This window comes from Kluyvera sp. CHPC 1.251 (genome assembly GCF_036759945.1).
In the GTDB taxonomy this organism is placed as follows: Bacteria; Pseudomonadota; Gammaproteobacteria; order Enterobacterales; family Enterobacteriaceae; genus Kluyvera; species Kluyvera sichuanensis.
This window is the reverse complement of record NZ_JAPKIC010000004.1, coordinates 123,041-144,040: the sequence shown is the minus strand read 5'-3', so window position 1 is coordinate 144,040 and position 21,000 is coordinate 123,041. Positions and strand designations below refer to the sequence as shown.

General features: G+C 56.7%; 15 protein-coding genes and 2 tRNA genes. 12 read left to right on the top strand and 5 right to left on the bottom strand.

The features are described from left to right. Positions 1-59: 59 nt before the first annotated feature. Positions 60-4,022, bottom strand: coding sequence for a trifunctional transcriptional regulator/proline dehydrogenase/L-glutamate gamma-semialdehyde dehydrogenase (gene putA / locus V6940_RS09815; protein WP_333495710.1), 3,963 nt, complete (start codon positions 4,020-4,022; stop codon positions 60-62). Positions 4,023-4,431: 409 nt separating this feature from the next. Between putA and putP the strand changes: the two genes are divergently transcribed. From putP to V6940_RS09770, 9 genes are all read left to right on the top strand, one after another. Beyond that, a complete protein-coding gene (putP, locus tag V6940_RS09810; protein ID WP_333495709.1) occupies positions 4,432-5,952 on the top strand; it encodes a sodium/proline symporter PutP in 1,521 nt (506 codons plus the stop codon). A gap of 287 nt (positions 5,953-6,239) precedes the next feature. Continuing rightward, on the top strand, positions 6,240-7,073 hold the full coding sequence (gene efeU, locus V6940_RS09805) for an iron uptake transporter permease EfeU (RefSeq protein ID WP_185666461.1): 834 nt from the start codon (positions 6,240-6,242) through the stop codon (positions 7,071-7,073). 49 nt (positions 7,074-7,122) lie between these two features. Next, on the top strand, positions 7,123-8,250 hold the full coding sequence (gene efeO, locus V6940_RS09800) for an iron uptake system protein EfeO (RefSeq protein ID WP_333495708.1): 1,128 nt from the start codon (positions 7,123-7,125) through the stop codon (positions 8,248-8,250). A 5-nt stretch (positions 8,251-8,255) separates the two neighbouring features. Beyond that, positions 8,256-9,530, top strand: coding sequence for an iron uptake transporter deferrochelatase/peroxidase subunit (efeB, locus tag V6940_RS09795; protein ID WP_333495707.1), 1,275 nt, complete (start codon positions 8,256-8,258; stop codon positions 9,528-9,530). 669 nt (positions 9,531-10,199) lie between these two features. Then, positions 10,200-10,991 carry a phosphate starvation-inducible protein PhoH gene (gene phoH / locus V6940_RS09790; protein WP_185666458.1) on the top strand — a complete coding sequence of 264 codons (792 nt, stop codon included), beginning with the start codon at positions 10,200-10,202 and terminating at the stop codon, positions 10,989-10,991. 285 nt (positions 10,992-11,276) lie between these two features. Next, on the top strand, positions 11,277-12,500 hold the full coding sequence (locus tag V6940_RS09785; protein WP_333495706.1) for an SfnB family sulfur acquisition oxidoreductase: 1,224 nt from the start codon (positions 11,277-11,279) through the stop codon (positions 12,498-12,500). A gap of 9 nt (positions 12,501-12,509) precedes the next feature. Beyond that, the gene (locus V6940_RS09780) at positions 12,510-13,175 is read left to right on the top strand and encodes a methionine ABC transporter permease (protein ID WP_185666456.1); all 666 of its coding nucleotides are present in this window, start codon (positions 12,510-12,512) and stop codon (positions 13,173-13,175) included. Between the two features lie 21 nt (positions 13,176-13,196). Continuing rightward, entirely contained in the window at positions 13,197-13,970 is a 774-nt protein-coding gene (locus V6940_RS09775; RefSeq protein WP_333495911.1) for a MetQ/NlpA family ABC transporter substrate-binding protein, read from the top strand. Between the two features lie 11 nt (positions 13,971-13,981). Beyond that, positions 13,982-14,977, top strand: coding sequence for a methionine ABC transporter ATP-binding protein (locus V6940_RS09770; protein WP_333495705.1), 996 nt, complete (start codon positions 13,982-13,984; stop codon positions 14,975-14,977). A 190-nt stretch (positions 14,978-15,167) separates the two neighbouring features. Here the strand turns inward: V6940_RS09770 and V6940_RS09765 are convergent. From V6940_RS09765 to V6940_RS09755, 3 genes are all read right to left on the bottom strand, one after another. After that, a tRNA-Ser gene (locus V6940_RS09765) sits at positions 15,168-15,255 on the bottom strand. Positions 15,256-15,400: 145 nt separating this feature from the next. Further along, complete coding sequence (locus tag V6940_RS09760) at positions 15,401-16,078, bottom strand: isochorismatase family protein (RefSeq protein WP_333495704.1); 678 nt, start codon at positions 16,076-16,078, stop codon at positions 15,401-15,403. Positions 16,079-16,097: 19 nt separating this feature from the next. Continuing rightward, positions 16,098-16,958: a pirin family protein gene (locus V6940_RS09755; protein WP_333495703.1), complete on the bottom strand. Its 861-nt coding sequence runs from the start codon at positions 16,956-16,958 to the stop codon at positions 16,098-16,100. A gap of 108 nt (positions 16,959-17,066) precedes the next feature. Between V6940_RS09755 and V6940_RS09750 the strand changes: the two genes are divergently transcribed. From V6940_RS09750 to V6940_RS09740, 3 genes are all read left to right on the top strand, one after another. After that, positions 17,067-17,978, top strand: a complete 912-nt coding sequence (locus V6940_RS09750) for a LysR family transcriptional regulator (RefSeq protein ID WP_333495702.1) — start codon at positions 17,067-17,069, stop codon at positions 17,976-17,978. Positions 17,979-18,068: 90 nt separating this feature from the next. Beyond that, on the top strand, positions 18,069-18,899 hold the full coding sequence (locus V6940_RS09745; RefSeq protein ID WP_333495701.1) for an arylamine N-acetyltransferase family protein: 831 nt from the start codon (positions 18,069-18,071) through the stop codon (positions 18,897-18,899). A 237-nt stretch (positions 18,900-19,136) separates the two neighbouring features. After that, the gene (locus tag V6940_RS09740) at positions 19,137-20,564 is read left to right on the top strand and encodes a glycosyltransferase family 39 protein (RefSeq protein WP_333495700.1); all 1,428 of its coding nucleotides are present in this window, start codon (positions 19,137-19,139) and stop codon (positions 20,562-20,564) included. Between the two features lie 183 nt (positions 20,565-20,747). Here the strand turns inward: V6940_RS09740 and V6940_RS09735 are convergent. Further along, positions 20,748-20,835: transfer RNA gene (locus V6940_RS09735), tRNA-Ser, on the bottom strand. Between the last annotated feature and the right edge of the window lie 165 nt (positions 20,836-21,000).

Here is a 21,000-nt window from a genome sequence, read left to right as displayed (position 1 = left end):
TATGCAACCCCGGGGCGGCACCCAAAGAAAAAACCCGGCAATCGCCGGGTTTGAACCTCTTAACCAATCGTCATCAGGCTAGCGTTCCCGCCCGCTGCGGCGGTGTTCACGCTGAGCGAACGCTCATGGTACAACCGCTCCAGCAGCAGATTGGTTTCGCCGCGGGCAAAGCCCTGCACCGAAACAATCGCCCCGTCGCGCGCCGCCACCTGCTCGCAGAGTTCGCGCAGCTGGTCGGAATCACCGTGGTAAATCACCGCATCGAAGAACGCGTTCATCAGCGTTTCCGGTTTCGCAAAGTGGATACGCTCGCTCACCGCTTTCGGCAGCGATTTCACCAGTTCACGCTGGAGCGGCGCATCCTGCCACAGCACTTCGCTGCCGACCGCCATCACCGCCGAGAGCTGCGTCAGCAGATCCGACTCATTATCGGCCACGCACAGCACCCGCTCACGCGGCACCAGCGTCCAGGTGTTGCGCTCGCCGGTTGGTCCCGGCAGTACGCGCTGGGTACCAGCCTGCGCCAGTTCACTATATCGCTTGCTCTGCGCCAGCTGTTCCGGACGACCAGCCATCCAGCTTTGCAGCTCGGTGAGCGGTTTTTCCAGCAGCGTTTTCAACTGAGTATCGACGACCTGACCGGCATCCTGACGCGCCAGCGTTTTCGCCAGCGCCGTTTCCGGGCGGCTTGCCAGCAGACGGTACAGGTACATCGGGCCGCCCGCTTTCGGACCGGTGCCGGAGAGGCCTTCACCGCCGAACGGCTGTACGCCCACGACCGCGCCGACCATATTACGGTTGACGTACAGGTTGCCGACCTTCGCACTGCCAGTCACCTGAGCGATGGTTTCATCAATACGGGTATGCACGCCGAGGGTCAGACCGTAGCCGGAGGCATTAATCTGTTCGACCAGCGAATCCAGCTGGTTACGGCTGTAGCGCACTACGTGCAGCACCGGGCCGAAGACCTCTTTTTTCAGTTCGTCAAAGCTGTCTAGCTCTATCAGCGTTGGCGGAATAAAGGTGCCGCTCTGCCATTCGCGGCTGTCTTCGGCGTTCTCGTGTGCGGCCTGGAAGACGGTACGGCCTTTGGCGCGCAGGGTCTGGATATGGTGTTCGATACCGGCTTTCGCTTCGGCATCAATCACCGGCCCGATATCGGTGGTCAGACGGCCAGGGTTGCCCATCCGGCACTCTGCCATGGCGCCGCGCAGCATGGTCAGCGTGTGGTCGGCGATATCGTCCTGCAGGCAGAGAACACGCAGCGCCGAGCAGCGCTGGCCCGCGCTATCGAAGGCCGAGGCCACCACGTCAACCACCACCTGCTCGGTGAGCGCGGAGGAGTCGACAATCATCGCGTTCATGCCGCCGGTTTCGGCGACCAGCGGCGTTGGGCGGCCCTGAGCATCAAGACGGGTGGCGATATTGCGTTGCAGCAGGGTCGCAACATCGGTAGACCCGGTAAACATTACGCCGCGCACGCGAGCATCACCGGTCAGCTGTGCGCCGACGGTTTCACCGCGGCCCGGCAGCAACTGCACCACGCCTGCCGGAACGCCCGCTTCCAGCAGCAGGGCGATACCCTGTGCGGCAATCAGCGGGGTCTGCTCGGCCGGTTTGGCCAGCACGCTGTTACCGGCAGCAAGGGCGGCGGCAACCTGACCCATAAAGATAGCCAGCGGGAAGTTCCACGGGCTGATACAAACTACCGGGCCCAGTGGGCGGTGGGTTTCGTTATCGAAATCGTCACGAACCTGACCGGCGTAGTAGTGGAGGAAGTCGACCGCTTCACGCACTTCGGCAATGGCATTGCTGAAGGTTTTCCCGGCTTCACGCACCAGGATCCCCATCAGCGGCTGCATCTGATCTTCCATCAGCACAGCGGCGCGTTCCAGAATCGCGGCACGTTCCTGCGGTGGGGTGGCGAACCAGATTGGCGCATTGTTCATCGCGCTGTCCAGCGCCTGTTCCACTTCGCTGGACGTCGCTTCACGGACATAGCCCACCACGTCTTTTGGCTCAGCCGGGTTAACCACCGGCACCATATCGCCATCGGCAACTGGATGCTCCAGCATCGGCTTCGCCGTCCACTTATGCAGCGCGCTGTTGAGCAGCGACGAGGAGAGGGAGGCCAGACGGTGTTCGTTGGCGATATCCAGACCGGCGGAGTTGACGCGGCCTTTACCATAGAGGTCACGCGGCAGTGGGATCTTCGGATGCGGCAGGCCGGATGCGCCTTCCTGCAGCGCCATCTTCTCAACCGCCAGCACCGGGTCGGCAACCAGCTCATCCAGCGGCAGGCTGCTGTCGGCGATACGGTTAACGAACGAGGTGTTGGCGCCGTTTTCCAGCAGACGACGCACCAGATAGGCCAGCAGCGTTTCGTGGGTGCCTACCGGCGCATAAATACGGCAAGGACGGTTTAGCTTGCCTTCCGCCACTTTACCTACCACCTGCTCGTACAGCGGTTCGCCCATGCCGTGCAGGCACTGGAACTCATATTGGCCCGGGTAGTAGTTATTGCCTGCCAGTTGATAAATCGCCGCCAGGGTGTGGGCGTTGTGGGTGGCGAACTGTGGGTAGATCAGGTTCGGCACACCGAGCAGTTTTTTCGCGCAGGCAAGATAAGAGACGTCGGTGTACACCTTGCGGGTGTACACCGGATAGCCTTCGAGGCCGTCCATCTGCGCGCGTTTGATTTCGCTATCCCAGTAGGCGCCTTTCACCAGACGGATCATCAGGCGGCGACGGCTGCGGGTGGCGAGGTCAATCAGGTAGTCGATAACGAACGGGCAGCGCTTCTGGTAGGCCTGAATCACGAAGCCAATCCCGTTCCAGCCCGCCAGCTCTGGCTCAAAGCACAGTTTTTCCAGCAGATCGAGGGAGATCTCTAAACGATCGGCCTCTTCGGCGTCGATGTTAATGCCGATGTCGTACTGGCGCGCCAGCAGGGTCAGTGATTTCAGGCGCGGATAGAGTTCGTCCATCACGCGGTCGTACTGCGCGCGGCTGTAGCGCGGGTGCAGGGCAGAGAGCTTGATGGAGATCCCCGGGCCTTCATAAATGCCGCGCCCGTTGGAGGCTTTGCCAATGGCGTGAATCGCCTGCTGATAAGAGACCATATAGGCCTGCGCATCGGCGGCGGTCAGCGCGGCTTCGCCGAGCATATCGTAGGAGTAGCGGAAGCCTTTTTCTTCGAGCTTACGGGCGTTGGCCAGCGCTTCGGCGATGGTTTCGCCGGTGACGAACTGCTCGCCCATCAGGCGCATCGCCATGTCCACGCCTTTACGCACCAGCGGCTCACCGCTCTTACCGATAATGCGGTTCAGCGAGCGCGACAGGCTGGTTTCATTGTGGGTAGAGACCAGTTTGCCGGTAAACAGCAGCCCCCAGGTGGCGGCGTTGACGAACAGTGACGGGCTGCGGCCAATGTGCGACTGCCAGTTACCGTTGCTGATTTTGTCGCGGATAAGGGCATCGCGGGTAGCTTTATCAGGAATACGCAGCAGCGCTTCCGCGAGGCACATCAGCGCCACGCCTTCCTGAGAAGAGAGGGAAAACTCCTGCAGCAGGCTCTGTACCATACCGGCACGGCCGCTGGCGGTTTTCTGGTTGCGCAGCTTTTCCGCCAGCTTCCAGGCCAGTTGATGCGCCTGTTCAGCAATCGGCTGCGGCAGGCGGGCCTGCTCCATCAGCATCGGCACGGCGTCGGTTTCGCTGCGGCGCCAGGCGGCGGTGATCGCCGCACGGGTTACGGATTGCGGCAGGATCTGCTCGGCGAATTCGAGGAACGGCTGGTGGATCTCTTCCGCTGGCTGGGCTGATTCATCGCTCTCGTTCGCGGCACCCGACAGCAGCGCAGGCAGCTCAGGCAGGACTTCATCGTTTTCCAGCTTTTCCAGATAGTTAAAAATCGCCTGCTTTATGAGCCAGTGAGGGGTGCGGTCGATCCGTGTCGCCGCACTCTTAATGCGCTCACGCGTTGCGTCATCCAGCTTAACCCCCATGGTGGTGGTGCCCATGCCATCTACTCCTGTTGCTCGGTTATCATCGTAATTGCGTAACAGGAATATCTATCATGTTGCAACTTTGTGCAACCGTGTTAAATGTGATGTCCGTTGCAGGCTTAAAAATGAATTAATTGTTAATGGTAAAACTTATGGTAAGCGGCCTGGAAAATGGCTATCGCGAGCTGATTTTATGCGCCACTTAACAGTTATTATCGGTGCAACCGTAAAAAGCGTGAGGGAGTGCAACCTATAGGAAAATGCTATCAGCGGGCTAATGCATTCAATGTAAATGCAGTGTTAAATCGTTTGTGAAAAAATTCCGCTTCCGTCAGGATACGGTCGCTTCAAATGATTGCCCCGTTCCGGCAATAATAAAGACGGCAAATTGGGATGTTGCCGACGTATAATTCTGGAGAATTTAATGACTATTAGCACCCCAATGCTGGTGACCTTTCTTGTCTATATTTTGGGCATGATATTCATTGGCTTTATGGCATGGCGCAACACCAAAAACTTCGACGACTATATTCTCGGCGGCCGCAGCCTGGGCCCGTTCGTGACCGCACTTTCTGCCGGCGCCTCTGATATGAGCGGCTGGTTGCTGATGGGCCTACCGGGCGCCATCTTCATCTCCGGTATCTCGGAAAGCTGGATCGCCATCGGCCTGACCGTCGGCGCATGGATCAACTGGAAGCTGGTAGCCGGGCGTTTACGCGTGCACACCGAGGCCAATAATAACGCCTTAACGCTGCCGGACTACTTCACCGGGCGCTTTGAAGATAACAGCCGCGTGCTGCGTATTATCTCCGCGCTGGTTATCCTGCTGTTCTTCACCATCTACTGTGCTTCCGGGATTGTTGCCGGTGCACGTCTGTTCGAAAGCACCTTCGGCATGAGCTACGAAACCGCACTGTGGGCGGGGGCGGCGGCGACCATCCTCTACACCTTTATCGGCGGTTTCCTTGCGGTGAGTTGGACCGATACCGTACAGGCCAGCCTGATGATTTTCGCGCTGATTCTTACCCCTGTGATCGTGATTTTCGCGGTGGGCGGGCTAGGCGATTCGCTGGAAGTTATCAAGCAGAAGAGCATTGAAAACATTGATATGCTCAAAGGGCTGAACTTCGTCGCCATCATTTCACTGATGGGCTGGGGTCTGGGCTACTTTGGTCAGCCGCATATTCTGGCGCGCTTTATGGCCGCCGACTCACACCACAGCATTGTGCACGCCCGCCGTATCAGCATGACCTGGATGATCCTGTGTCTGGCCGGTGCGGTTGCCGTGGGCTTCTTTGGCATTGCCTACTTCCAGAACAACCCGTCAGTCGCCGGGCCGGTAAGTCAGAACGCCGAGCGTGTGTTTATCGAGCTGGCACAAATTCTGTTTAACCCGTGGATTGCCGGGATCCTGCTGTCGGCGATTCTGGCGGCGGTGATGTCAACCCTGAGCTGCCAGCTGCTGGTCTGCTCAAGTGCGATTACCGAAGATTTGTACAAAGCGTTCCTGCGTAAAAACGCCAGCCAGAAAGAGCTGGTGTGGGTAGGGCGCTTTATGGTGCTGGTGGTGGCGCTGGTGGCTATCGCGCTGGCGGCAAATCCTGAAAACCGCGTGCTGGGTCTGGTGAGCTACGCGTGGGCAGGCTTCGGCGCCGCGTTTGGCCCGGTAGTACTGTTCTCGGTGATGTGGTCGCGTATGACCCGTAACGGCGCGTTGGCGGGGATGATTATCGGTGCTGTAACCGTGATCGTCTGGAAACAGTTCGGCTGGTTGGGGCTGTACGAAATCATCCCTGGCTTTATCTTTGGCAGTGCGGGTATCGTCCTGTTCAGCCTGCTGGATAAAGTACCGTCAGCCAGCATGCAGGAACGCTTTGCGAAAGCGGATGCGCATTATCACTCTGCACCCCCGTCCCGCTTAAGTAGCCCGGACGAGGTTCGGTAGGCCGGATAAGGCGTTACGCCGCCATCCGGCAATATGCACCGAACTGCCTGATGGCGCTACGCTTATCAGACCTACATAAACCCGCGGCTTCGCGGGTTTTTTTATGCCCATTGCCATCACGCCCTGGTGATAATCAACGCAACTATATCGTCGCTATTCTTTTACATCTCGTCATTATTTCCCTCACATTTCGCTTGTGTTTATTTTTGGCTTAATGATAATCACTATCACTCACATTTACCTGTCTTTGCAAAAGTTGACGGCGTTACACATTTAAGGATGTCCACATGTTTGTGCCTTTTCTCATTATGCTGCGCGAAGGGTTGGAAGCAGCGCTGATTGTCAGCCTGATTGCCAGCTATCTGAAGCGCACGCAGCGCGGCCGCTGGATTGGCGTCATGTGGATTGGCGTGATTCTGGCCGCCGCGCTGTGCTTAGGTTTGGGCATCTTTATCAACGAAACCACCGGTGAGTTCCCGCAAAAAGAGCAGGAGCTGTTTGAAGGGCTGGTGGCCGTGGTGGCGGTGGTTATTCTGACGTGGATGGTGTTCTGGATGCGTAAGGTGTCCCGCAACGTCAAGCAACAGCTCGAGCAAGCGGTGGATAACGCGCTGCAAAAGGGCAATAACCACGGCTGGGCGCTGATTATGATGGTCTTTTTCGCCGTGGCGCGTGAAGGGCTGGAGTCGGTCTTCTTCCTGCTGGCAGCATTCCAGCAGGATCTCGGTATCTGGCCGCCGCTGGGGGCGATATTGGGTTTGGCAACGGCTGTCGTGCTGGGCTTCCTGCTTTACTGGGGCGGCATTCGCCTCAACCTCGGCGTGTTCTTCCGCTGGACGAGCCTGTTTATTCTGCTGGTCGCGGCTGGGCTGGCGGCCGGGGCGATTCGCGCCTTCCACGAAGCGGGCCTGTGGAACGCTTTCCAGGATGTGGCCTTCGACCTGAGCGGCACGCTGACCACACATTCGCTTTTCGGCACGCTGCTGGAAGGCATCTTTGGTTATCAGGAAGCGCCGAGCGTTAGCGAAGTGGCGGTCTATTTCCTGTATCTGATTCCCGCACTGGCGCTGTTCTTCTGGCCGCCACGCGCCGCTACATCAACATCACGTATCGCCCCATAAGGCAGAAAACGGCTGTTTAGTGACTACTACTTATTGAAAGGGATGGACCATGACCAAGAACTTCCGCCGCAGCGCGTTGCAGACGGGCATCGCTGCACTCTTCTCTACGGCGTTTATGGCACATGCTGCCGATATTCCGCAGGTTAAAGTGACGGTAAACGACAAACAGTGTGAACCGATGTCCATCACTGTGAACGCCGGTAAAACCCAGTTTATCATCCAGAACCACAGCCAGAAGGCGCTGGAGTGGGAGATCCTGAAAGGGGTGATGGTAGTGGAAGAGCGTGAAAACATCGCGCCTGGCTTCACCCAGAAGATGACCGCTAACCTGCAGCCGGGCGAATACGACATGACCTGCGGCCTGCTGACCAACCCGAAAGGCAAGTTGATCGTCAAAGGCGAAGCGACCAAAGACGCGGCGAAAGCCAACGCGCTGCTGGGCCTGAACGATGCGATTACCGCCTATAAAGCGTATGTAACCGCTGAAACGGCAGAGCTGGTGAAAGGCACCAAAGCCTTTACCGATGCGGTGAAAGCGGGCGATATCGCTAAAGCGAAATCCCTGTATGCCTCTACCCGTCAGCACTACGAGCGTATTGAGCCGATTGCCGAGCTGTTCTCCGACCTCGACGGCAGCATCGATGCTCGTGAAGACGACTACGAACAGAAAGCGGCGGATCCGAAATTCACCGGCTTCCACCGTCTGGAAAAAGCGCTGTTTGGCGACAACAGCGTCAAAGGTATGGAGCACTACGCTGACCAGCTGAACACCGACGTGCTGGAGCTGCAAAAACGTATCTCCGAGCTGGCCTTCCCACCGTCTAAAGTGGTGGGTGGCGCCGCGGGTCTGATTGAAGAAGTGGCGGCGAGCAAAATCAGCGGCGAAGAAGATCGTTACAGCCACACTGACCTGTGGGACTTCCAGGCTAACATTGACGGCGCGCAAAAAATTGTAGACCTGCTGCGTCCTCAGCTGCAGAAAGAGAACAGCGCGCTGCTGGCGAAGGTTGACGCTAACTTCAAGAAAGTGGACACCATTCTCAGCAAATACCGCACCAAAGACGGCTACGAAACTTATGACAAGCTGACCGATGCGGACCGCAATGCGTTGAAAGGGCCGATCACCACTCTGGCGGAAGATCTGGCGCAGCTTCGTGGGATCCTGGGTCTGGACTAAGCAAGATGGCAAAGCAGCACTCTGACGACCTGAACGAACCGTCACGTCGTCGTTTATTAAAAGGGATCGGCGCGCTGGGAGGCGCGCTGGCAATTTCCGGCGGTTGCCCGGTGGCCCACGCGGCGAAAGCCAGCGAGACGCCGACGGCGAACAGTCGGATGGAAACCCAGCCGTTTTACGGCGAGCATCAGGCAGGCGTCCTGACGCCGCAGCAGGCCGCGATGATGCTAGTGGCATTTGACGTGCTGGCGGCGGATAAAGCAGACCTTGAGCGTCTGTTCCGTCTGCTGACCGACCGCATTGCCTTTCTCACCAAGGGCGGCCCGGCGCCGGATACACCGAATCCACGCTTGCCGCCGATGGACTCGGGCATTCTGGGGGCGTTTATCGCCCCGGATAATCTGACGATGACGGTATCGGTCGGCCAGTCGCTGTTCGACAGCCGTTTTGGCCTGACGGATAAAGCGCCGAAAAAGCTACAGAAGATGACGCGCTTTCCGAATGATGCACTGGACGCGGCCCTGTGCCACGGCGATCTGCTGTTGCAGATTTGCGCCAACACGCAGGACACGGTGATCCACGCGCTGCGCGATATTATCAAGCACACGCCGGACTTGCTCAGCGTGCGCTGGAAGCGGGAAGGGTTTATCTCTGACCACGCGGCGCGCAGCAAGGGGAAAGAGACGCCAATTAACCTGCTCGGTTTTAAAGACGGCACCGCCAACCCGGACGGCAGCGATAAACCGCTGATGGACGAGGTGGTGTGGGTGACCGGCGATCAGGGGGAACCGGCGTGGACGAAGGGCGGTTCGTATCAGGCCGTGCGTATTATTCAGTTCCACGTTGAGTCCTGGGATCGTACGCCGCTCAAGGAGCAGCAGACGATTTTCGGGCGCGACAAGCACAGCGGCGCGCCGCTGGGAATGAAGAACGAGCACGATGCGCCGGACTACACCCGCGACCCGAACGGCGACGTGATTGCGCTGGATAGCCACATTCGTCTGGCAAACCCGCGGACCAAAGAGACGCAGTCGAGCCTGATGATGCGCCGGGGATACAGCTACTCGCTGGGCATTTCCAACTCTGGTCAGCTCGATATGGGGCTGCTGTTTGTTTGTTATCAGCACGACCTTGAAAAAGGGTTCCTGACGGTGCAAAAGCGCCTGAACGGTGAAGCGCTGGAGGAGTACGTGAAGCCGATTGGCGGCGGGTATTTCTTTGTGCTGCCGGGGGTGGCATCGGATAAGCACTATCTGGGGAGTACGCTACTCAGTGCGTGATATTCCCTCGCCCCTTTGGGGAGAGGGCTAGGGTGAGGGGACAAACAATGCGATATCCATTGATGTGAGCCAAACCGTTTTTAGCTTTTGTACATCAACCCTCACCCCAACCCTCTCCCTTGAAAAGGGAGAGGGGGCTGTCCGTACCCCTGTTTTGTAGCCCGGGCGAGCGCAAGCGACCCCGGGATTTCTCCCAAATGCCAGAATATCGCCAAAAATCAGTCCTTTTTTTTCATTTCCCCCCTGATTGATATAAAACTGTCACATAAATGTCAGATGCTATCTCTGTAAGATATCGTTATGTTTATGTAAAAATTATGTTGCATCTTTTGTTGATTTGGATGTAATAATAAATATAGCGGTAGTTTCCGTTTCACTATGGAGATCGCGAATGGTAGCGTCCTTGACTGGACTAAGCAGAATCTCAACCCGCACCATCCAGCGCGGAGGCCCTCTCTCCGGCAGCGATTTCGTCACCTCAATTTTTCATCCAATTCGAATTCAACCCGTTGTTCCCGACGTATTGCGCGGTGCGCGTAGCCGCGCGTATTCGTCATTTCGACAGGCAGTTGCTATGGCTTACAAGGAAGCCAAACCTCAGACGTTCGTGCGCATAATCGTGCTGATATCAGCGCGTGTGATGTAAACCTACAACTCAAGGTGCTATCCATGGGAAGACAGAAAGCAGTGATCAAAGCTCATCGCGAAGCAAAACGTGTGCTGAGACGTGACTCACGCAGCCACAAACAACGTGAAGAAGAATCGGTCACCTCGCTTGTGCAAATGAGTGGTGGAGTGGAAGCAATTGGTATGGCGCGCGACAGTCGCGACACCTCGCCGATTGCCGCCCGCAATGACGCTCAGGCCCACTACCTGCATGCTATCGAGAGTAAGCAGCTGATCTTCGCCACCGGCGAAGCGGGCTGCGGCAAGACCTGGATCAGCGCAGCGAAAGCTGCGGAGGCGCTCATTCATAAGGATGTGAATAAGATTATTGTGACGCGTCCCGTCCTTCAGGCCGATGAAGACCTGGGGTTCCTGCCCGGAGACATTTCGGAGAAATTCGCCCCTTACTTCCGCCCCGTCTATGACGTGCTGGTGAAACGACTGGGCGCCTCCTTTATGCAATATTGCCTGCGCCCGGAAATTGGTAAGGTAGAGATCGCGCCGTTCGCCTACATGCGCGGACGTACATTTGAAAATGCGGTGGTGATTCTTGATGAGGCTCAGAACGTCACCGCGGCGCAGATGAAGATGTTTTTAACTCGCCTCGGGGAGAACGTCACGGTTATCGTGAACGGGGACATCACTCAGTGTGACCTGCCGCGCGGTGTTCAGTCCGGGCTTAGCGATGCGCTGGCTCGCTTTGAAGAAGATGAAATGATAGGTATTGTGCGCTTCACTAAAGATGACTGCGTACGCTCGGCGCTCTGCCAGCGCACGCTGAAAGCCTACTACTAACCGCTGTAACGTCTGCAAAGCCCGGGAAACCGGGCTTTGTTATTTGTGTCTGTTGCAAATACAACACCTGCAGCAACGGCGTGTTGCAAATCCCACTCTCTGGTATCCATGGTTAAGCATAATTGCCTGAAATACGGGGCTGTTAAAGCTGGCATAAACATTGGTATCAACACATATAACCTAAAAGGTAAAAGATGTAATCATTCATTCCTTAATGGGATATGTATGAATATCAATTAGATATTGCATTTTTACCGTGCTGATAACACCACCCGAGACCATGCTATGCCAGAGACTCAAGCAACCCCCGACTACACCCGCGCGGCACCCCATGCGCACGTGATTACCCGCGATGAAGAGGCGATTAGCATCGCTCACGAGATTGCCGCCTTCCTGCAACCCGGCGCGTCCGAGCGCGACCTCAGCGGCGTGGTGCCACCGGAGGTGGTTAATGTCTATTCAAACAGCGGACTGTGGGGCATTACCGTGCCGCGCCGTTTTGGCGGGGCGGAAGTGTCGGCCGCGACGCTCGCGGCGGTGATTGCCATTATTTCCGCCGCTGACCCGGCGCTGGGGCAAATTCCGCAGAACCACTACTGCCTGCTTGAGGATATTCGCCTGCAGGGGGATGAAGAGCAGCAGCGCTATTTCTTTGACCTGGCGCTGAAGGGCTATCGCTTTGCCAACGCGCTGTCAGAGACCGGTGGCAAAACGGTGCAGGACATCCAGACGCGGATTAGCCATACCGCCGATGGCTTGCGTATCAACGGCCGTAAAGGTTATTGCACCGGCTCGCTGTACGCCCATTGGCTCGGGGTGCTAGCGCTGGACGATGACGGACACGCGCAGCTGGCTTTTGTGCCGCGCGGAACAAAGGGGCTGACGGTGGTGAACGACTGGGCGTGCCTGGGGCAACGTACCACCTCAAGCGGTACGGTGCTGGCTGAAAACCTTCGCGTGGAGCCGTTTAACCTGATACCGACCTGGAAATCCTACGACACGCCAACGCTCGCTGGGCCGTTTGCGCAGCTGACCACCGCAGCGATAGATACCGGGATCGCCCGCGCGGCGTTGAACGATACCGTCAGTTTTGTGAATCAGTTTGCCCGACCGTGGATTGATGCTGGCGTCGAACGGGCTGGGGATGACCCGCTGACCGTCTACCAGATTGGTGCGCTCGATAGCCGTCTGGCCGCCGCCGATGCGCTGCTGGAGCAGGCCGGTAAGGTGCTGGATCGCTATAAACACGATCTTTCGGAGGAGACGGTGGCGCTGGCATCGATTGCCGTGGCGCGTGCCAAGATTTTCACCACCGAAGCCGCGATTGAGGCCGCCTCGCGGCTGTTTGAACTGGGAGGTACCCGCTCAACGCACCCTCGCTACAACTACGACCGCCACTGGCGTAACGGACGCGTGCATACGCTGCATGACCCGGTGCGCTGGAAGTATCACCTGCTGGGCAACTGGGTGTTGAACGGCAAACGCCCCGCGCGTCACGACTGGAACTGAGGAGAGAGCATGCTCGCTTTTCTGGCCGGAATTGACTGGAACGATGTAGCGCAGGCGGGGCTGGATACGCTGGTGATGCTCGCCTGCGCGCTGGGATTTACGGTGCTGATTGGGCTGCCGCTGGGCGTCATCCTCTATCTGACCGGGCAGCCCCGACTGCTCTACGCACCGCTGCTGCACCGCGTGTTGTCGCTGCTGGTGAACGTAATGCGTTCGCTGCCGTTCATCATTCTGCTGATTGTGATGATCCCGCTGACCACGTTAATTACCGGTACTTCGCTGGGCGTGCAGGGCACTATTCCGCCGCTGGTGGCGGGCTGTGCGCCGTTCTTTGCTCGTCTGGTCGAGACGTCGCTGCGTGAAGTGGACCACGGGCTGGTGGAGGCCAGTTGGGCGATGGGTGGCAATACCTGGCAGCTTATCTGGCACACCCTGCTGCCGGAGTCGCGCGGCGGGTTAATAGCAGCGGTAACGGTAACCGCCATTGTACTGGTCGATTACACCTCGATGGCCGGGGTAATTGGCGGTGGTGGTTTAGGCGACCTGGCGATTCGCTTTGGTTACCAGCGTTTTCAGACCGACGTGATGGCGGTGACGGTCGTACTGCTGATTGCGCTGGTACAAATTCTTCAAATGAGCGGCGACCGCCTGGTGCGCCGCATGAGCCGTAAATAAGATAATAGACAGGATGAAATGATGAAAAAAACCGTGATAGCCGGGCTGATGGCGCTGTTCTCTTTATCTGCGGCGGCCAATGAAACCCTGGTGGTGGGCGCGACGCCGGTGCCGCATGCTGAAATTCTGAATTTTGTGAAGCCGCAGCTGGAAAAAGAAGGGGTGGACCTGAAGATTAAAGTCTTTAATGATTTTATTCAGCCAAACCAGCAGCTTGCTGAAAAGAATCTGGATGCGAACTACTACCAGTATCGCCCGTTCCTCGATGATTACAACAAGACGCGCCATACCAATCTGCTGCCGGTGGTGGGCGTGCATATCGAGCCATTTGGTGCGTACTCGACCAAATACAGCAGCATTAAGGATCTGCCTGATGGCGCGAGCATCGCTATCCCTAACGATCCGGTGAATACCGGCAGGGCACTGGTGCTGCTCAGCGAGGCTGGGCTTATTACGCTCAAGAACCCGGAAGATCCTCAGTCGACGGAGAAAGATATCACCGCCAACCCGCACCATTTCAAAATTCGTCCGCTGGAAGGGGCGATGCTGGCGCGGGCGGTAAGCCAGGTGGATCTGGCGTTTATCTTTGCTAACTATGCGCTGGAGGCGGGTATTGATACCGATAAAGCGCTGATTGTGGAAAAGGGCAAAAGTCTGTACGTCGAATATCTGGTCGCTCGCCCGGATAACATCAACGATCCCGGTATTCAGAAACTGGCGAAGGCGCTGAATTCCGACGCGGTGCGCCAGTTTATCCTGACCCGGTACAAAGGAAAAATCGCGCCTGGATTTTAGGAGTGACGGCCATGACACAACATATCCGCCTGCGCGGGATGAGCAAGGTATACCCGAACGGGGTGCAGGCGCTTGACGATATCAACCTGGAGATTCAGGCCGGGGAGATCTTTGGCATTATCGGGCGCAGCGGCGCGGGGAAATCGACGTTGCTGCGGCTGTTTAACCGCCTGGAGAACGCCGACCGGGGGGAGATGACGATAAGCGGTGTGCCCATTGGTGAAGGCGCACGCGGGCAACTGCGGGATTTGCGTCGCCGGGTGGCGATGATTTTTCAGCACTTCAATCTTCACGCTACCAAAACGGTGGCGGAGAACGTTGAATTGCCGCTGCGTATGGCGGGTATCCCTACTGCCGAACGTCGGCGCCGCGTTGACGAGATGCTTCGGCTGGTGGGGCTGGAGCCGCTGCGCGATAGCTTCCCCGGCCAGCTTTCCGGTGGGCAAAAGCAGCGCACCGGGATAGCGAGGGCGCTGGTCACGCAGCCGGAGATTTTGCTGTGCGATGAGGCGACCTCGGCGCTCGACCCGGAAAACACGCTGGCGGTACTTAGCCTGCTCAAAGAGATTAATCAACGGCTGGGGCTGACGATTATCCTGATTACCCACGAGATGGATGTGATTCGTACGCTCTGCGATCGGGTCGCGGTACTGGAAAAGGGACGGATCATTGAGCAGGGCGAAGTGTGGCAGGTTTTTGGTGACCCGCAGCATGAAGTGACGCGCGGGATGTTAGGCACGTTGCATCATGGGCGCGAGGAAAATCGCTGTCTGTTAGCCGAAGGAGAGCAACTGATCACGCTGCATTTTAACGGCGTTAACGGGCGAGAGCCGGATTTACAGCAGATTGCGCGGGCGCTCGGCGGCAACCCGCAACTGGTGTACAGCAGCTGCGAGCCGATTCAGGGGCGGATTGTTGGGCAGCTACGGATTCGCGTCGATTCGCCGTTGACGGCGGAGTCTTTGCGGCTGGCGGCGCAGGTGGCGGATAGGGTGGCGGTGAGGTAGAGCGAGCGATTCCCGGCGGCGCTGCGCTTGCCCGGGCTACAACCTGCATAACCCGTAGCCCGGGCGAGGCGTTTACGCCGACCCTGGGGAAACAGGTAGCTTTGGTGCTGGATGGGCGAGGGAGCAGAATCCCCCAAGTGCAATAGACGAAAAAAAAGCCCGTACTTTCGTACGAGCTCTTTCTTAAAGATGGCGGTGAGGCGGGGATTCGAACCCCGGATACGTTGCCGTATACACACTTTCCAGGCGTGCTCCTTCAGCCACTCGGACACCTCACCATATTGTTTTGCTGCTCACCGTAGGTGGTCAACGGGGCGCTACTATAGGGAGTTGACCTGAAACGGTCAAGCATAAATTCAGATTTATTTATCGTTCGGTTAAGCAATGAACACCGCCCCGCCGAAAAGCGGCAGGGCGGGTGGGTTAACGCTGAGAATCAAGCTGTTCGTTGTTTTTCACGACGTCCTGCGCCTTTGCGTAGCTTTCGATCAGCAACTGGTACGCCGGGAAGATTTTGGTATACACCTCGGCCCATTCGGCGGCATCCGGGCGGTTCCAGGTACGCTGCAGTTCAGAGGCTACCGCAGCGGTATCCATTGGCACCACGCCTGCCTGCGTTACGCGGGCCAGCGTCACTTCCTGCGCCATCTTGCTGTAGGTGCCGGAAGCATCAATGACTGCAAACACTTTATAACCATCGGCGACGGCGGCAATGGCTGGGAAGGCCATGCAGACGCTGGTGATCGTCCCGGCGATAATTAACGTTTTGCGACCCGTGGCCTTCACCGCAGCCACGAACTCCGGGTTATCCCAGGCGTTAATCTCGCCTTTACGCGCAATATAGTGCGCATGCGGTGCATTTTCGTGAATCTCCGGGATCAGCGGACCGTTCGGACCTTGCGGCACTGAGGCGGTGGTGATCACTGGCAGACCGGCAAGCGTCGCCATTTTCGCCAGTGCCGCAGCGCGAGCGCGCAGCTCTGGCATCGGCATATCGCCCACCGTCTGGAACAGACCGCTTTGATGGTCGATTAACAGCATCACCGCATCGTTAACATCAATCACTGGACGTGCGCCGTTGAAATTTGCTGGAGTAGACATGTTATTCACCTCTGTAGTGTCAGATCTGACCAAAGCGGCCGGAGTTAAAATCGCGAATGGCTTCGTCGATTTCGGTTTTACTGTTCATCACGAAGGGGCCATAGCCCACAATCGGTTCGTTGAGCGGCGCGCCTGCCAGCACCAGCACTTTGGCGTCGCTGCCGGCGTGCAGATGAACGCGCTTACCTTCCTGGCTGAGTACCACTAGCTGCGCTTCCTGGGCGTGGGTTTCGCCGTTTACCGTGACGCTACCTTCCAGCACCACCAGGGCGGTGCTCCAGCCGTCAGGCTGCTCGAAAGAGACCTCTTTACCTTCCTGAAGCTGCATATCCCAGACGTTCAGCGGTGAGAAGGTGCTGGCTGGGCCCGTCGCCTCCTGGTAGTGACCGGCAATCACCCGCAGCGACCCGCTGTTATCCGGCAGTTCCACCGTTGGGATAGCTGCCGCCTCAATACTCTGGTAGCCCGGTGCGGTCATCTTGTCCTTCGCTGGCAGATTGACCCACAGCTGGATCATCTTCAGTTCGCCGCCGCGACGGGCAAACTCTGCCGAGTGAAACTCCTGGTGCAGAATGCCGGAACCTGCGGTCATCCACTGCACATCCCCCGGGCCAATCACACCGCCTTTACCGGTGGAATCCCGATGTTCTACTTCCCCGGCGTAGACGATAGTGACTGTCTCAAACCCACGGTGTGGATGTTCACCCACCCCGCGCTTCGCGCCGTCTGCCGGGAAGCTGTATGGCCCGGCATAGTCGAGCAGCAGGAAAGGGCTCAGGCTTTCACCGTGTGACTGATAGGAAAATAACGAACGAACCGGGAAGCCATCACCCACCCAGTGCGGACGTGGCGCGGTATAAACACCCGTAATCTGTTTCATTTGTTTCTCCTGTGTAGTGAGCTTTGATGTGGATTAGCTTATATTTTGATGTAATGGTCCGGTAGATAGTGAAAATGACCTACACTGTTGCAAAAATAGAACGATGAGGTGGTGATGCAGGATCTCAATGACTTCGCGTGGTTTGTTCACGTGGTGGATAACGGCGGTTTTGCCGCGGCGGGACGTGCGCTGGACATTCCAAAGTCAAAGCTCAGCCGACGCATTGCGCAGCTGGAAGAGCAGCTTGGGGTGCGGTTGATTCATCGCACCACCCGGCAGTTCACGGTGACGGAAGTCGGGCAGACGTTTTATCAACACTGTAAGGCGATGCTGATTGAGGCGGAGGCGGCGCAGGAGGCGATTGCCGTGCTCCAGGCAGAGCCGCGAGGCTGCGTGAAGCTGACCTGTCCGGTCACGCTGTTGCATGTGCACGTTGGGCCAATGCTGGCGCGCTTTATGGTGCGTTATCCGGGCGTGCAGATTCAGCTTGAAGCCACCAATCGGCGAGTGGATTTGGTGGCGGAGGGGATTGATGTGGCGATTCGTGTCAGACCGCGTCCTTTTGATGACAGCGACCTGGTGATGCGCGTACTGGCGGATCGCGGTCATTGTCTCGTCGCCAGTCCGTCGCTGGTGGCGAAGATGGGCAAGCCGCAGGTGCCGGATGAACTTAGCCGCTGGCCGGGGTTAAGCATGTCGGCAGGCAAGCATGTCCATCGTTGGTCGCTAAATGGCCCGGATGGCGCAAAGGCGGAGGTGCACTTTACGCCACGGCTGATAACTAGCGATATGCTGGCGCTGCGTGAGGCGGCGGTGGCGGGTGTCGGGGTGGTGCAGCTGCCGATCCTGATGGCGAGAGAACAGTTGGTCGACGGATCGCTGGTGCGTGTGCTCGATGAGTGGGAGCCGAAGCGGGAGGTGATTCACGCTGTCTTCCCCTCACGTCGAGGGCTGCTGCCTGCGGTGCGCGCGCTGGTGGATTTTCTCAGCGAGGAGTATGCGTTGATGATCGAGGAGTGAGTTTACATTTCATTTACAATTGCGTGCGGGTTGTGCTATTGATGCTCCGTTGCTCTTTTTCGACGGTCTGAGACACGCCGCAGGTAAATGATGAATTCGCATAATATTCCTATGGATATCCCGCCAGCGCTTGCCGAACAGGCGCTTGAAAAAATGGGTTTTCGCGCTTATCCCGCGGTCAGTGAGTCTGGGTTGGGGCAGGTTTACCAGGCATGGTGCCGTTCCGTACCGTTCGACAATATTCGTAAGCGAATTCAGGTCGCTCAGGGTATTCAGGGCGACCTGCCGGGCTTTACGCCGGAGGATTTTTTTTCGCACTGGCTGCGATTTGGCACTGGCGGCACCTGCTGGGCGAGCCACGGCGCGCTATATGCGCTGCTGAAAGCTGTAGGGTTCCCCGTGCAGTTTGGCCTGTCAACGATGCGCTCGCCGCGCCCGGTTAGTACGGAATCCCCTGGGCACGGCACGTTGTTTGTTCGTCTGGGCGATGTCCTTTTTATTGTCGACACTACAATGCTTCACGGTCAGCCGTTACCGTTGCAGGCCTGGCACTCCACGCACCCGGTATGGGGGACACGGGTGCACCGTGATGAAGGCTTCTGGTGTGTGAACTGGAAACCGCTGGGCCGTTCACGCGTAGACTGCCAACTGCTGGAGATGGATGCCGCCGCAACGGAATATCCGCTGCGACATGAACGCAGTCGCCACAGCAGCCGCTTTGACGGTGCGTTGTTGATTCGTCTGGCGGGGCATGATTCGATTACCGGGATAGTAAAAGGTGAAAAGGTTTTCAGAGAAGCCAGAGGCAAGGAGACGTTCGAGACGTTGTCGCACCGTCAGCAAAAGGCTCTGCTGGTGGAGCGGTTTGGTATTGCGGAAGAGATTGCGGCACAGGTACCGGCGGATGAGGTGCCGCGGTAACCAGGACGCGGAAAATATTAAAAGAGATATTCGACGTTATTCTGTTTGTACTATTACATCTAACAAATTGTGACTAATTATTTTGATGATATATTTTAAAATGTGTCATCCGGATAACGTTGTTATTTTTACTATTTCAGTGGGTCATAAATAAGCATCTCATTGAATCTCTGTTTATACTTTTTTATGAGGGATAACTCTAAGCTCGATAGGTTGAATATCTGCCCGGTAAACATAATGAATTTACGGTTGGTTATAATCTGGGCATCGCTGTATGCCGTACTGTGGACTATCGCGACGGTAGCGCTCGACCCTGCGGTTCCCTATGATGCCGTAGAGGCGTTAAATTGGGCGCGAAACGCCGAATGGGGCTCGCCAAAAAATCCGTGGCTGGTCGGTTTGGTCATGCGGCCTGCACTCCATCTACCCGCGCATATTTACTGGTATGCTGCGCATTTTTTCGCTATCGCAATAGGTATGGTCGGCAGTTGGGTATTTGCACACAGGCTTACTGGCAGCGAAAAGCTGGCCTGGGTGGCATTGTTAACCCTTAATTTATCAGGGTTAATTAACTTTGATATCATTAGCTACAACGATAATTATCTGTTGGTGATGCTATGGCCGTGGATGATGTATTGCTATCTACAGGCTATTAGTCGAAGCCTGTATTGGTGGCTTGCCTTTGCTCTGTTGGCCGGGCTGGCAACCATGTCAAAATATTCCACGTTGATTCTGGTCGGGTCTGTTTTTCTCTCAACGCTTGTCGTGGCGGATATTCGTCGCTGCTATCGACATGTTGTCTGGTATTGTGCGCTAGCATTAGGCGTACTGTTAATTACCCCTAATATCCTGTGGCTACAGGAGCATAACTTTGCCGCGCTACATTGGGTAAATTCAGAAATGCACCCAGGTATTAATCCGGGGCTTTTTACCTGCTTGATCTCCATTTTTTATCCACTGCTTATTTCTGGCGCTTTTCTCTATTTTTGTGGCGTGCGCTTACGCTGGCCTGTGTCATGGGAAGGTCGGGTAGTGCTGGGAGTCTACTTGATTCCGCTGATAGCGCTTTGCTGTTGGTTTTTCTTCTTCAACAGCGGCAGATTAACTGAATGGCTGCAGCCTTTTTTCATTCTGGCACCGGCGCTGATGGTTAGCTGCGTCAACCAAACTTCCGTCATCGTTCCACGCGCCGCGTTTGTGACCTTATTCAGTGCTGCACTGCTGGTCCTCGTGGGTTACTGTGGTGTGATGTACGCCAACGTGGCTAATGCGGGGCAGAAGATGAGCGGTGTTATCCCGTTCAGCGATACGGTAAACCGCCTCTGGTTTCAACGCTACGGTACTCCGCTGAAGTATGTCGGTGGGGAGCGTCTGGCAGAATGGTTAACGTTTTACGTTCCTTCCCGGCCCAAAATCATCACTAAATGGAATAACACCACGCAGCCAAATATCTACAGTGCGGATATTCGTCGCGAGCAGCTGTTGCATGATGGTGTTGCGCTGATTGGTCGCGTGGGGGGCTCATGTTCCACGGAACATTTTGGTACGGCTCTACAGGAATGGCCGCATATGCAAATTGATATGAAGAGACCGATCGGTTTTCAGACGGACCCGTCTCATGGCGTTCAGAGTGTTTGTATTGCCTTTGTGCGTCCGGTGAGGTGATGAACGATTCCCGGCAGCGCTGCGCTTGGCCGGGCTACGATTTGAATGTAGCCCGGGCGAGGCGTTTACCCCGACCCCGGGAAACAGGTAGTTTTGGTGCTGGATGGGGGAGGAAGCAGAATCCCCCCAAGTGCAACAGGCGAAAAAAAAGCCCGTACTTTCGTACGAGCTCTTTCTTAAATATGGCGGTGAGGCGGGGATTCGAACCCCGGATACGTTGCCGTATACACACTTTCCAGGCGTGCTCCTTCAGCCACTCGGACACCTCACCATATTGTTGTCCCGTGTTGCTGGGACGAGCGCTAATGTAGGGGAAAGGCTCTTCACCGTCAATAAACTTTTTTAAAAAATCGTGCGTTTACACAAACTTCAACCAACATGCTTCTTAAACAGACATAAATCGTCTTTTTTGCGATCGCCTCCGCATTTTCCGGGA